Source organism: Prochlorococcus sp. MIT 0701 (assembly GCF_000760295.1).
In the GTDB taxonomy this organism is placed as follows: domain Bacteria; phylum Cyanobacteriota; class Cyanobacteriia; order PCC-6307; family Cyanobiaceae; genus Prochlorococcus.
The window spans coordinates 41419-54332 of the sequence record NZ_JNBA01000037.1; the positions used below are offsets into that span (position 1 = coordinate 41419).

Below are 12914 nucleotides of genomic sequence, written 5' to 3' on the forward strand. Positions count from 1 at the left end.
AAATCAATAGGAGTGTCTTGTTGCTCGACATGGTTTGGTCTTTACCCTTTCTGCATGGCTAAAAAGGGCTGAGCCCAATCATGGGAATCAAGTTATTTCTTGCTGCAAAGTTGCTTGAGTCTTGTATTAGAGAATGCTGGAGAGATTCTGGTTTCTTGGGGTATTCTAGAGATAGAATTTCGCTTAATGACTGTCAATCTATGAAATCATGGCTGGAGGCTAAGACCTTAAAAGAGAGGCTTCTGGGCCAAAAAATTCTCTCTGAACTCAAAGAATAGTAGCTTGCTAATTCTCTTCTAAGCAATGGCTTTTACACTTTAGTCATCATCACTTCTGGCGAAAATTTTCAATTCACTTGGCTTGGTTTGAGCTGTAAAAAGTTCTCTGAAATCTTCTTATGCTCATAAATTTCGCTAAGCACTGGTTCGTTGTGAACATAAATTTGTATCGCATGCATCACACTGTTGCTAGCAAAGAAACTGACCATGGATGTTCTTGACCTTTTCCCAAGGTCCATCCTCAAGGGTGAGCTTGAACCCTCAATGCTCAGAAGCCTGCAGAGTCTTGCGGCTCAGGTGCTCGCGAATCCAGAAAACAGCCCTGATGCATCGGCGAAGCTGGCTGGGCAACTCAACCAACAAAGAGAGCTTGGTCTCAATCAACTAGAGGTTCAGAATTTTTGCAATCAAGCTGTCTTGCCTGGTTGTGAACGTTGGATTCGTCATGTGATTGATCGGCAACCTCCTCAAGGTCGTGGCCCATGGACACCAGGCCGCTATCGGCTGCAGATGGTGGATGTTTGGTTGAACAGCCAACGTGCTGGTGATTACAACCCGACCCATACCCATGGCGGCAGTTTCTCGGGTGTTGCATTCCTGCAAGTGCCATCTCAGATCAGGCCAGATAGTTTTGATGGTCAGCTTTGTTTTCATGGCCCTGAGGAATGGCACATCCAAAGTTTTCGCACGGGAATGGCGCACTATGTTTTGCCAGTGCCAGGTGAGTTCTATGTTTTCCCAGCATGGCAACCTCATTCTGTGATGCCTTTTCGAGGCGAGGGAGAGCGCTGGTCATTGGCTTTTAATGTTTTGGCATTGCCTAAGACAAAGGATCAGCCCAAGCCACAAGATCAGCCCTCCGCTCAGCTCAATCGAAATGTGTCTCTTTCATCCCAGAGGGCCGTGGTGAAAGGGTTCTAGCTAATTTTTTGGTTAAAAAAACTAGAGCTTCCTTTTGATGATTAATAGCTGTAATAGTCTGGATGAAATAAACTCAGGGCTAGCAAGCTTGTGAAAACAAATACGCTTAGCAGTTGTCTTGAATCAGAGCCAATGGAGGCAAGTGTAAGCACCAGAGATTCCATGTATTAATGGTCTCGAAGGAACTTAAGCCACGCCAAAGGTTTAGGCCTAAGAGAGAGTTCGCTTGATCGTATGTTTAGCCAAGCGGGGCATTGGTTGTATACCAAATGGGCGAACCCATTTCAACTGTAACCCCAACTAATCGCAGAGAAAGGAAAGCTGCTACGCCAAGAAATAGGCGTATTAGAAGCACATTATTGTATTTTTCCATAAGTTGTTAGCCAATCAAAAGATTCCAATATCTTAGTCTTCGCATGCTGCTAATCTCGTATCAAATAAGTGATTTATCTGTAGCAAGTGTTGTGATGGAAAGGCTTTTTTGTCTGTCGGGTCCCTCTTTGCAATTCTCGCTTGTTATCAAGCTGTGGTTTTGAATGAGGTCTGCCTTTTTGAAACCGACCCAAAACTCTTGTTGAAGATCATTTGAAGTATTGAAAACTAAGTGAGTGGTTCTTTACTTAAAGGAGGCTTTTTTCGTTCCCCTTGATCGAGCCCTGGGACCAATGCCAGCGAAGCGACTAATCCCAGAGCGATGATAATCAGTGCTGGCAAGATGGATTCCGCCATGCGTTCATCTGCGGCGTATTGGTACAGCCGTACAGAAAGGGTGTCGAAATCAAAGGGTCTCAGAACAAATGTGAGAGGTAGTTCTTTAACCGTGTCGACAAAAACCAAAAGTGCTCCTACCGCTAGGGGACCTTTCAGCAAAGGCAGATGGACGCGTCGAAGCACCTCCTGCCATTGACAGCCAAGTCCAGTAGCGGCTTCATCCAGGCTTGGGGAGAGGCGCTCGAAGGCAGCGTCAAGTCCTCCTTTTGCAACTGCCAAGAAGCGATCGCTGTAGCCCCACAGCAGCAGCAGAATCCATGCAAGGTTCCATGGAGCACCGTTGAATGGCATCAGAGCAATGGCCATTACAGCTCCTGGAATGGCATAGCCAATACCTGCCATAAATGAGAGGTTGCCCATCCATCGTGTTGATGACCAACGCTTGGCGATTGCAAGGATCAGACCTGCTACCACGGCCAGGCTTGCTGCTGCCAGCCCAAGTCCAAGACTGCGTTCTGTCAGTGGGATTAGATCAGGGTCTATCCCTTGTTCGAGTTGATCGAGATTGAGGATGGCCCACAGCAGGGGCACACCCAAAGTGATCGTGGGAGGAATGATGGCTAGGCACTGAGCGCACAGGGCTCGTACACCATGCAGCTGCCAGGCTGGAGAATCGCCACCAGCGACACCCTCTGTCCAGCGGCGGCTTCGTCGTCTCAGTCTGCGTTCATACCCCACCAGTGACATCACGATGATCAGCGCGATCATTGCTAGTCCAATGGCACCGGCAGGATTGCCTTCCATTTGCCAGGTCTCAACGATGCCAGCTGACAGGCTTGGGATGGCGAGTAGTGCTACAGCCCCGAGTTCATTGACGACTTCCATGCCCATCAGGGCAATGCCGGCACCAATCGCTGGCAAAGCCATGGGCAGAGCAATGCGTCGAAAACTGTTCCACGGTCCAACCCCAAGGCTGCGGCAGGCTTCCAGTTGGCGGCGTCCGCAGATTGAAAAGCTTTCAGTGCTGAGGAGAAAAACGTAGGGATAGGTTGTCAGCGCCATGATCAAAATCCCCCACCCCATGCCATGAATTCGTATCGCATTGCGACTGCCAAGGTCGATCAGGATGGCCGAGAGGAGGTAGGCGGGTGTCGCGAGGGGCAATAGCTGAGCCACTCGTAGGGCTCGACGCCCTGGGAAGCGGCAGTTTGCTAATAACCAGCCGTTTGCAGTTCCCAGTAGGCCACCCAATAAGGATGTCCCGATGAGCAGAGTCAAGGTCCCTTGAATCTGTTGTGGGCCATCGACTCCCAGGCTGGCCGATCCATGGATGAATCCCTGCAGTGCTTCACGGATCAGACCAATCAGAGGCCAGAGAGCAAGTACAGCAAGCAGAATTGCCATGCTGTTGAGAAGCAGGCGGTCTGGTTGCCAATGGCGTTTGCCCAGGCGGTTCGAGCCGTAGCTTGACGGGACGGCGTCTTGGGTCATCAGGCGATCAATCTCAACCGTTAGAGGCCATCAGGGAGAAGGTTTTGATGTCGAGCAAGCGAAGTTGGGTGGCATTGGCAGAGTTCTGCAGCGGTGAAGACTTTTTTCAGCATGACCTCAACTGCGTTCAACAGCATTGTGAGTCACGACATTCTTTTTGCTCTGCGCTGGCTTTGAAAGCTGTCCTGCAGCTTCTTTTTGTGTTCAAGATCCCTTCAGGCTTGTTGATTGAGGGGTAGTTTTCTAGGGGCGTCGCTCGCGTACCGGAATAGGCACAAGTGAGGGTTCCATCAGTCCGCCGCCGCTGTTGTCGTCATCGGAATCGGCCAATAACCAAAAGGCCAGCATCACTAGGGCCAGGGCGGTGATGGCGGTCAGCAGTTCAAGCATGGCCCTCTCCGTTGAATAAATACTTTAGCCAGGTAGATCTCAATGAGGAGGTATCAGAAGCTTGATTTTGTTAATACTGAAGTATCAATTCAGCACAGCAAACACAACCAGCGAGCGTGCAGTCGTTTTTATTGCTCCAGAATTGAGTGCACTGTTGATGCAGCTGTTGTTCAGGTTCTCCTCCTGGCGCGGGTTGAGCCAATGCCATTGATGCAGCTGTTGAGTTGCCAGCATTGGGCGAAGCTGTAGATCTATTTGCCTGTTGGTTGGATTCAGCTGAACCCTTTGCCGGCGTCCTTTGCTACGCAGGCCTGAAGTTGGCGTCGCAGGGTGTCGTGATCGAGTTGGCGTCCAATCAACACCAGTTGGTTCTTGCGCTCAGCGGGCCAGTCGCTGTCATCAATGGAGAAGCGCTTGCCGGCTAAATGAAAGATGTGGCGGCGTTCGCTCTCGTTGAACCAGAGAATCCCTTTCGCACGAAAGACTTCTGCAGGAAGTTGATTGTCTAAGAAATTTTGGAACTTCCTGAGAGCAAAAGGGCCATCGCTGCTGAAGGATAGGGATGAGAATCCTTCGATTGCTAGGTGATCAGGGTGGTCATCGTGGTGATGACTGTGATGGTTGTGATCGTCGTCGTGGTCATGGCTGCAGTGGCCGTGTTCGTGATCACAGTCGCTGTGATCATGGCTCTCTGCAACGTTTGCTGGTTGTAGGCGATCGGTTTCAAAAAGGCCCACGCTTAGCAGCAGCTGTAAGGGCACATTTCCTTTGATTGATCTAAGGATGCGCGGATTTTGTTTGAGTTCTGCCACCTTGGCTTCAACCTCTCTCAATCGTTCTTCAGGGACGAGATCTGTTTTGTTGAGCAGCAGGATGTCGCCATAGATCACTTGGGATCTACCGACTTCGCTTTCCAGGAGTTGGTCGTCAAAGTTTTCCGCGTCGATCAAAGTAATGATCGAATCCAAGCGGGTTTGATCTCGCAGTTCACTGCCAAGAAAGGTCATGGCAACGGGGAGCGGATCTGCCAGGCCGGTGGTTTCCACAACGAGGTAATCGATTGGGTCTGGACGTTCGAGAATCCGATCAACCGCTTCGAGTAGCTCCCCATTGATCGAGCAGCAGATGCAGCCATTGCTGAGTTCGACCATGTTCTCGCCGGTGGTCACGATCAACTCGTTGTCGATGCCAATTTCACCGAATTCATTCACCAATACGGCGGTTTTGATTCCGTTCTGATTGCTGAGGATGTGGTTGAGCAGGGTGGTTTTGCCAGCACCTAGGAAGCCAGTGAGGATTGTTACCGGTACGCACCGGTCTTGCTCGAGCGCTTCGCCATGATCAGGCTGAGTGGTTGTTTTGGATGCGATTGCGTCGTTCATGGTCTTGCCGTCAGGGGAGCGGGAGGGTGCTGGAACCACGGCCGTTCGTTGATTCCATGCTGGCAGCAGTTTCGTCTGAGTGAGTTTTGATCAGCCAGGTTCAAGCAAATTGATCGCTTCGGCGAGCTTCAAATCACGATCGCTCAATCCGTTGACGTCATGGGTGGTCAACTCGATCGTCACAGTGGCATAGACGTTGCTCCATTCCGGGTGATGGTTCATGGCTTCAGCTAGTAGTGCCACACGGGTCATAAAACCGAAGGCTTCCACAAAGTTGAGAAAGCGCCATTGCCGTCGCAGCCGTTGATCCGCCAGGGTCCACCCCGGCAGCTTTTCAGCTACGGAAGAGAGCTGTTCAGCAGTAAGCAGGGTTGCCGTCATGAGGTTGTGTTGTGAGATTTGGAGTCATTCTTGTCTGTGATGGCTCCTGTGTTGTGTTGCTCTAATGATGCAATGGCTGAAGGGTGATTTGAAGTTTTTCCCTAGGAGTGATTGCGGCAGTTGAATCCAATGCTGTTGTCCGAGCTGGTCGGATACTGCTAAACAATTTTTCTTTGAACTAGCAATGATTGAGCGCTGTGGTGCGTTGTCGAGGGGTTTTCTGTTTAGAGCATCGATCAACGATGCACATTGGGCAGCGCATTTGTGAGGATCATGTTTGATCTGTTGGCATCAATTGCCCCTGATCTGGTGACTCCGCTAGATCGTGTAGACGATCAACGAGGAGATCCACGTCGGTCTCAGTACCACCATCTTCAGACCAGGCATCAGGGTTGTGGCGTTGCTGCACCAACTGGTTGAGTTTGGAGCCATTACGGCGTGCCAATAAGTTGGCTGTGCTGCTTGAAGCTCCCTCCTGTGCATTAGCAGTTGGCTTGTCTGTTTTGGATTTCGAGAGATCAGGAATGGCGAGATTGAGGGCACCTCGTAGTAGATACTCGATGGCTTGTTTTTGATCCATGCCGTGCATCGCGGCATAACGATCAAGTCGCTTTAACAATTCATCAGGCAGATCATTCATGGCTGTTCATTTCGCCAATCGCGTGGATCGCCACCCTCCTGTGGCTTCCATGCCGGCGATGTTCCCAGAGATAAATCGCCTGCCAGATTCCTAGTAGCAGCCTGCCTTGATCAATGCTGAGGCTAAGAGTGCTGCAGGTGAGAGCTGTGCGGATATGCGCGGGCATATCGTCTGGCCCTTCATCGTCATGGAGATAGGAACGCCGCTCGCCTAGGCCGTTGATCGGTCGGAAGCCCTCTTCTGGCACGAGAGCCTTGAGATAGGCCGAGAGATCTGTGAGCACTCGTGGGTCTGCGTTTTCGTTGATGGTGAGGCTGCAGCTGGTGTGCAATGCCGTGAGGTGGAGAACGCCACGCATGATCCCCGAGGCAGCAACCCAGTTGTTCAGTTTGGGGGTCAGGTCTGTGAAGCCCTCTCCTGTCGTGACAATCTCCAGCTGGTGTAACGCTTGCTGAAGAGGCATCGCTGTTGGGGGGAGTGACTGACTGCCTAAGTTTGGTCTACACAGTTGAGCTGGCACCAATGGGGCGTGTTGTTTCGTTGAGAGGGCCTACTGGCCGATCATTACTTTGCTTGCTGCGCTTGCGAGTGGCTTTGCCCCTCTCCATGCGCAGCGGGGGCTGAAGCAGCTACAAAATATCTGCTCGATGGCTTGTCTCGAAACCTTTTGCTGGTCAAGAAAGCACTCGCCAATGGATGACCTATGCCTTGATGGCCACCGATGGTCAGGAATTCCCTTGTGGTTGGATGACGTTGACTGATGACTGATGCCGCAAGGAATGCACCTGGAAAAGGAGATGACCGTCAATGTTGAAGCTGAGCTCACCCTCTTATTTGACGGGGCTTGTCCTTTTTGTTGCCGTGAAGTGAGCTTTTTGCGCGCTCATGATCGTCACGGTCGCTTGAATTTTGTTGATATTGATTCCCCTGACTATGAGCCTGAGGCCTTTGCTGGCATCAGTTATCGGCAGGCGATGGGGCGCATGCATGCGTTGCGTCGCAATGGTGAAGTCGTGCGAGATGTCGCGGTCTTTCGCGAGGCGTATCAACTGGTGGATTGGGGATGGCTCTATGCACCCACGGCCTGGCCTGGTGTTGCTCTTGTTGTGGATGGTGTCTACAAGATCTGGGCTCGATTGCGCCTGCGGCTCACTGGCCGCGAATCCCTCGATCAGCTATGCCGCTGCCGCATGAAGCGGCTTTAGTTTTTTGCTTCTCTTTTGCCTAACGCTTAAGGGATAAGGGGGAGTCAAGAACGACGAACTTTTGGCCTTAGGGCGCTCGTCTGTTTAAGGTTGATGCAGTCATGGATCCAGCCCTTGTCTGTGCTGGCTTGGCAACGACTTGGTGAATATCTGCACGAGACCCAGCTTTTGGGTTCGATTCAAAGCACCCTCTATTGGGATCAGAACACTCGCATGCCTGTTGCCGGCGCAGCTTGGCGCGGTGAGCAACTCAGCCTTCTCGCTAAGCAATTGCATGCTCGTCAAAGCAGTCAGCAATTTGAGGGGCTGTTGGTGGAGGCTCGAGCTGAATTTGAGCAAGCTCGATTGGCGGGGGAGTTGGAACCAATCCAAGTTGTTGAGCAAGCTCGCAACCTGGAGCTGCTTGAGCAAGACCTCAGGCGACAGCAGCGCTTAGATCCTGCTTTGGTGGGTGTGCTAGCGACTGCGAAGTCTGCGGGATATGCCCGATGGCAGCAGGCCAGAGCCAATGCGGATTTCTCATGCTTCGCGCCGGCTTTGCAGCATCTGATCAGCTTGCGGCAGGAGCAGGCCCAGCAGCTGGCAGAACAACGCAGCTGCTGGGAAAGTTTGGCCCAACCTTTTGAGCCGGATCTGAGCTTGGCGCGTTTAAAGGAGCTGTTTGCTCCATTACGTCAACGACTGCCTGATTTAGTCGAGCAGGCACGCGCTTGGACTCGTTCTCGTGCTGTGTCATTGGGATGGGACTTGCATGACACCACTCAGCAGGGGCTTTGTGAGCGTCTGCTGCAGCAATGGGGTCGGGATCTGAGCATCACTTGCGTGGCGCGATCACCTCATCCGTTTTCAATCACCCTTGGACCTCAGGATTTTCGACTCACGACAAGAGTGGTGCCTGGGCAGCCCTTCTCTTGTTTTTTGGCCACCGCCCATGAATGGGGACACTCCCTCTATGAACAGGGTCTACCTGCTCAAAGTCATCAATGGTTCACCTGGCCGTTGGGCCAGGCCACGTCGATGGCGGTGCATGAGAGCCAGTCTCTGTTTTGGGAGAACAGAATCGCCCGCAGTAGGGCTTTTTGCGAATGCTGGTGGCCTCATTTTGCATCTGTAGGCGCGCCACTCAGCTCTGCTGATGAGCTTTGGCTGGCGATGAACCCATTAACACCAGGCTTGAATCGCGTGGAAGCCGATGAACTCAGTTATGGCTTGCATATTTTAATTCGAACAGATCTTGAAATTGCGCTGCTAGAAGAAGGCTTGCCGGTGGAGGATTTGCCTGATCAATGGAACCAGCGCTATAGCAATTTGCTTGGTGTGATTCCCAACAATGATGGCGAGGGTTGCCTGCAAGATGTACATTGGAGTGAGGGATTATTTGGTTATTTCCCTTCTTATCTGCTAGGGCATTTAATTAGTGCGCAGCTATCAGAAGCGATGCAGCAGGCGATTGGACCACTTGAGGAACATATTTCTCATGGTAATGAGCATCAGCTGTTGGCTTGGTTGCGAGAACATATTCACCCGATAGGCCGGATGATGAATGCCGAGCAATTGGTTGAGCATGTAACCGGAAAACCTTTATCAAGCAAGCCTTTCCTTGATTACTTAGAAGACAAGCTCAAGCGTTTACGAGAGCTTTGACTGAGAAGGATGTGAAAACGCATAGCTCGCGCAAAACGCTTGCTGCCATCTGGCTGCAGTTTTCACATCACGCTGCGCTGCAATGGCAGGCAGTTCTTAATCGCCAAAGCCCTTAGGCGTGATCTGTTGTTGGCGGTACTTCAAAAGGCCAAACAGAAGTTTGCTGTGAGGGTGTATGGGCTCTGCCTGATGGCAAACCATCTTCACTTTCTACTTAAGCCAACCGATGCCAAGGATTTGCCCAGGTTGATGCATGGGTTTGCTTTGTACTCAGCATTGCTTGGTACTCCGCCATGGCCTTAAACCGCTTGAGCGGACGTTGCGGGCATTTCTGGGAGGCCAGGTATTTCTCAACGCCAATCCACCCCAAAGACCACAGGCGAATGCTGAATACCTTGAGGTCTATCCATGCCAGTCCCAAAGCAGCTGGGGTAAGGAAAGGATTCTTTGATCCCTATAGCAACTATGGCCACTACAGCCGGTTAAAAGCAGATGGCATCAGCGAATGGAGCCCTGCCTTTTTAAAGCTCTCGGCAACGCTTGATGGCTGTGCCAAGCGCTATGAGAGTTTCTGCCAGCGCTATCGCCATAACAGTAAAGCTGCTCCCAAGTGCCATTGGGACAGCCGCATGCTGAAACGATTGGTGAGCAGTGCAAGAACTAGAAGGAAGAGAAAGCGAATATCACCAGGTCAACAGCAACTCCCATTTGCATTTGATGTTCGGCTCAACCAAATCCCAGAAGATTGGCATCAACTTGCGGTGAAATTTAGAAAAGCCAATGGCATCCGTGATGGAGATCAAACGCTCAGGCTGTTCATTCTGACAAGTCTTGTCAAAAGCGAGGCTGGCCTAAGCATCACATGCAGCGAATCTGCCTATCGCCAATATCGCTGAGGCCATGGGGCACACGATTAAAGTTCATCTCGGTAGTTACGCCAGGTTCAAACCCGATGCAACAGCAGACCTCTATGCGCAGGTGAATGCAGTCAAATAAAAAGCCCTCCGATTAGCAGGGCCTTGAAAATGTTTTGTCGGGGGATGGATCAGCCGCACCTCACGACCGCCTTGCTTTTCCTTTCGTAGGTTTTGTATTGCTTTCAGCTCCATAGAGCATCAGGCTCCCCAAAGATTTGAATTCATAGCTGGTGGTTCAGGCCATAAAATCTTGGTTAGTCCAAAATGATGCAAGTTCAGCATTTTGATCAAGGGCATGGGCCCGGCGGACAGCGCCTTCCGCATTGACTAGCCCATTCCCAAAGGTGTTATCAAAACCACCAGTGCCGAGATCCATGGCACTGCCAATCAGGATCTCGCTCACTTCGCCGCCGTCGATAGCAGCGTTCTCACTCCACAACAAGGCGGCGACACCGGCCATGTTTGGGTTGGCGCAGGAGGTGCCACCAAAGGTGTTAATTGTGCCGTTTCCATTGATGGATCTGCTATCGGTCGGTGCTACCAAAGTGAGGTTGGATCCACGGTTCGAATAGCTTGCCAAGGTCGTGGCTGATGCGTTAACAAGACCGTCGACCTCATCCCAAGACCCCGTTGCATTAAGAGCACCGACACTGGCGATATGGTCAAAGTCGCTGCTGGCTTTTGCTACACCGGAAACACTATTTAGATAGTTGGGGTCACCGAGATTGCCGGCAGGCCCACCGTTCCCGGCAGCAACGGCAAAAAATCCGAAGTCACCGGTGGTGCCTAGAAGTTCGTTCATCTCATTGCGGGTGGCACCGCTACTCCACCAACTTTCACCCTGAATGCCTCCCTGAAATACAAGTTTTTGGCCATCCTGACGGTTAGTTATTGCATCTTCGATGGCTTTATAGAGGTTGTCGCCACCTGCGTAGACGTTGTATGCCCACAGCTTGGCATTGGGTGCAACGCCGACAACTTCGCTGCCGTCATGGGCGGCAGCCATCACACTCATCGCCCTATGACCATGATCGTCAGTGCTGACACCTGTGCGATTTACCGCACGTTTCAGATCACTATGGATGGTGGGATTGCCGTTTGCGTCGCCAGTAAAGCCAGTGTCAAGTGAAACGAGCACCACATCATCGGAGCCAGTGTTAAAGCGCCAGGCGCCGTTCACATCCATGACCTGAGTGTTCCACTGTCCATGGCTACTAGCGTCAAGGTTGGGGGAAAGATCGATGGTGACATCTTCAAAGCGCAGCTTTTCTACGCCCTGCAAATACAACTCATCGCCATTGGCGAGGCCCAGGGAGTCAAACACCGTACCGCCATAAAAACTCTGCTGCCCGATCTCAGAAGCAGAGCCTGCATCGATGCCGTTGCGGCCGTTGAAGAAGCTCACCTCATCGCTGCGTATCCCTTCCAGGTGCAAACTATCGGTACCACCTCGCCCTTTGTAGACATATGCCGAACCCAACGCCGAACCAGCACCGGAGTACATAAAATCATTAGCTGTTTCATTGCCAAGGTGATTCAAACCAAGTGCCTTTGGCTTAATCAGTGTGATCTGTTCACTGAAGGATTCAAGCTCGATCAGGTTGTCTTGACTGCCTCCAGTCAGGCTGACCTGAATATCGTATCGATCACGTTGGTCGCCTAGGGCTGCGACTTGTAATTTATCTTTGAGGTTGACCAGAAAAGATCCCTGATTATGTTGCACAATTTGAGTACCAAGATCGACAATATCTCCGGTTTCGAGATCTTTTGCGGATACATGTGCACTAGCTTGATATTCCTGAGGCCAGCCATTGGAATTAAATGAGATTTTGAGAGCGCCGTCTTCAAAAACCTCTTTTTTGCTGCTGTCACCAGATGCGTCAACGATGTGAAAAGTAGTCATTGTTTTAAAGGTGATAAGTGTGTGAGTTGTGTTGGGTTGTTTCCCCTCGACTCCTACAAGATCTCAGCCTTTATGGTGAAAACTCCTATTCCTTTCTGGTGGAGAGAGCAGGGGGTACTGGTGAAAAGTTGGTGAAAAGCTCAGATCAACCTTCTCGACAAGTTATTGCTACTACCTGGAGTTGGGATTGGGATGTAAGGCTTAACCAGATTCCAGAGGATTGGCATCAACTAGCAGTGAAGTTCCGCAGGGCTAATGGGATCAACAATGTTGATCAAACTCTCTATACATGATTGCCAAAAAGGCAAGATGAGTGGTTATAGATCAGATGTAGTTGATGGTGAATTTCCTATAAATACAAAAGTATTAGCATTCATTGGTGTCTGTCAATAGAAGTATTTAGACCACTTACACTGAGCCAGTGCTACAAGGCATCCAGAATTCAAACAAGAAGCTTTGAAGTGTTAAGACAAAAAGAAAGGCCAGCCATAGCAAAGGATATGTTGGCCTGCTCCCAAGGCAGATATATCGCCTTAATCTGAATAAATTAAATCCCCAGAATCCATCTGTGCCGTTCCCAACTCTCAAGAATCTTCATTGAGGGAAGTGACTCATCTTCAGGGATTTCATACCGTTCCTTCCATTCTGCTTCTGTAAGCGTCAAGCCGTCGACTTCAATTTCTTTGGAACCTCCGATAGCAACCTGTAACTCTTGAAGGGAAAGCTCTTGATCCAGCAGTTCAGTGTTGTTGTAGTCAGTGTTGATAGTAGTCAGTGTTTTGAAGGTGATAAGTGTGTGAATTGTGTTGGGTTGTTTTCCCTCGACTCCTACAAGATCTCAGCCTTTATGGTGAAAACTCCTATTTCTTTCTGGTGGAGAGAGCAGGGGTTGTTGGTGAAAAGCTGGTGAAAAGCTCAGATCAACCTTCTCGTCAAGTTTTTGCTACTACCTGGAGTTGGGTTTGGGATGTGGACTGGTGGAGGTCAGCCCAGGTTTGAACGATTGCCCTAGAGCATGACGCGCGGCTGACTTCACTCAAAACAGCCAACT

At 50.7% G+C, this 12914-nt stretch carries 13 protein-coding genes and 1 pseudogene; 6 read left to right on the plus strand and 8 right to left on the minus strand.

What is annotated here, in order from left to right:
- Positions 1 to 485: 485 nt before the first annotated feature.
- Positions 486 to 1199 carry a putative 2OG-Fe(II) oxygenase gene (locus EV12_RS10155; protein WP_036915004.1) on the plus strand — a complete coding sequence of 238 codons (714 nt, stop codon included), beginning with the start codon at positions 486 to 488 and terminating at the stop codon, positions 1197 to 1199.
- 600 nt (positions 1200 to 1799) lie between these two features.
- Here EV12_RS10155 and EV12_RS10160 read toward each other — a convergent pair.
- The 7 genes from EV12_RS10160 to EV12_RS10185 all read right to left on the minus strand — a co-directional run bounded on the left by EV12_RS10160 (position 1800) and on the right by EV12_RS10185 (position 6657).
- A complete protein-coding gene (locus EV12_RS10160) occupies positions 1800 to 3401 on the minus strand; it encodes an ABC transporter permease (protein ID WP_036915006.1) in 1602 nt (533 codons plus the stop codon).
- A 243-nt stretch (positions 3402 to 3644) separates the two neighbouring features.
- Positions 3645 to 3791, minus strand: a complete 147-nt coding sequence (locus tag EV12_RS14280) for a hypothetical protein (RefSeq protein WP_011825376.1) — start codon at positions 3789 to 3791, stop codon at positions 3645 to 3647.
- A gap of 84 nt (positions 3792 to 3875) precedes the next feature.
- Entirely contained in the window at positions 3876 to 4025 is a 150-nt protein-coding gene (locus EV12_RS14285; RefSeq protein ID WP_193742214.1) for a hypothetical protein, read from the minus strand.
- A 38-nt stretch (positions 4026 to 4063) separates the two neighbouring features.
- Positions 4064 to 5173: a CobW family GTP-binding protein gene (locus tag EV12_RS10170; RefSeq protein ID WP_036915008.1), complete on the minus strand. Its 1110-nt coding sequence runs from the start codon at positions 5171 to 5173 to the stop codon at positions 4064 to 4066.
- Positions 5174 to 5263: 90 nt separating this feature from the next.
- Positions 5264 to 5554 carry a 4a-hydroxytetrahydrobiopterin dehydratase gene (locus EV12_RS10175; protein ID WP_036915009.1) on the minus strand — a complete coding sequence of 97 codons (291 nt, stop codon included), beginning with the start codon at positions 5552 to 5554 and terminating at the stop codon, positions 5264 to 5266.
- Positions 5555 to 5825: 271 nt separating this feature from the next.
- Entirely contained in the window at positions 5826 to 6194 is a 369-nt protein-coding gene (locus EV12_RS10180) for a CopG family transcriptional regulator (RefSeq protein WP_036915010.1), read from the minus strand.
- On the minus strand, positions 6187 to 6657 hold the full coding sequence (locus EV12_RS10185; protein WP_036915012.1) for a secondary thiamine-phosphate synthase enzyme YjbQ: 471 nt from the start codon (positions 6655 to 6657) through the stop codon (positions 6187 to 6189). Before EV12_RS10185 ends, EV12_RS10180 begins: the two co-directional genes overlap by 8 nt.
- A gap of 304 nt (positions 6658 to 6961) precedes the next feature.
- Between EV12_RS10185 and EV12_RS10190 the strand changes: the two genes are divergently transcribed.
- The 3 genes and pseudogenes from EV12_RS10190 to EV12_RS10205 all read left to right on the plus strand — a co-directional run.
- A complete protein-coding gene (locus EV12_RS10190) occupies positions 6962 to 7399 on the plus strand; it encodes a thiol-disulfide oxidoreductase DCC family protein (protein WP_036915013.1) in 438 nt (145 codons plus the stop codon).
- A gap of 93 nt (positions 7400 to 7492) precedes the next feature.
- Positions 7493 to 9043, plus strand: coding sequence for a carboxypeptidase M32 (locus tag EV12_RS10195; RefSeq protein WP_036915014.1), 1551 nt, complete (start codon positions 7493 to 7495; stop codon positions 9041 to 9043).
- A 21-nt stretch (positions 9044 to 9064) separates the two neighbouring features.
- Positions 9065 to 9861: pseudogene (locus EV12_RS10205) on the plus strand (transposase); the annotation flags it as partial.
- Positions 9862 to 10195: 334 nt separating this feature from the next.
- On the opposite strand, the gene EV12_RS10210 reads toward EV12_RS10205, so the two are convergent.
- Positions 10196 to 11863, minus strand: coding sequence for a S8 family peptidase (locus EV12_RS10210; protein ID WP_052039474.1), 1668 nt, complete (start codon positions 11861 to 11863; stop codon positions 10196 to 10198).
- Between the two features lie 26 nt (positions 11864 to 11889).
- Between EV12_RS10210 and EV12_RS10215 the strand changes: the two genes are divergently transcribed.
- Both EV12_RS10215 and EV12_RS10220 read left to right on the plus strand, forming a co-directional pair.
- The gene (locus EV12_RS10215) at positions 11890 to 12156 is read left to right on the plus strand and encodes a hypothetical protein (protein ID WP_052040509.1); all 267 of its coding nucleotides are present in this window, start codon (positions 11890 to 11892) and stop codon (positions 12154 to 12156) included.
- A 508-nt stretch (positions 12157 to 12664) separates the two neighbouring features.
- Positions 12665 to 12862 (plus strand): hypothetical protein, encoded by a 198-nt coding sequence (locus EV12_RS10220; protein WP_036915017.1) that lies wholly within the window; start codon positions 12665 to 12667, stop codon positions 12860 to 12862.
- Positions 12863 to 12914 lie beyond the last annotated feature (52 nt).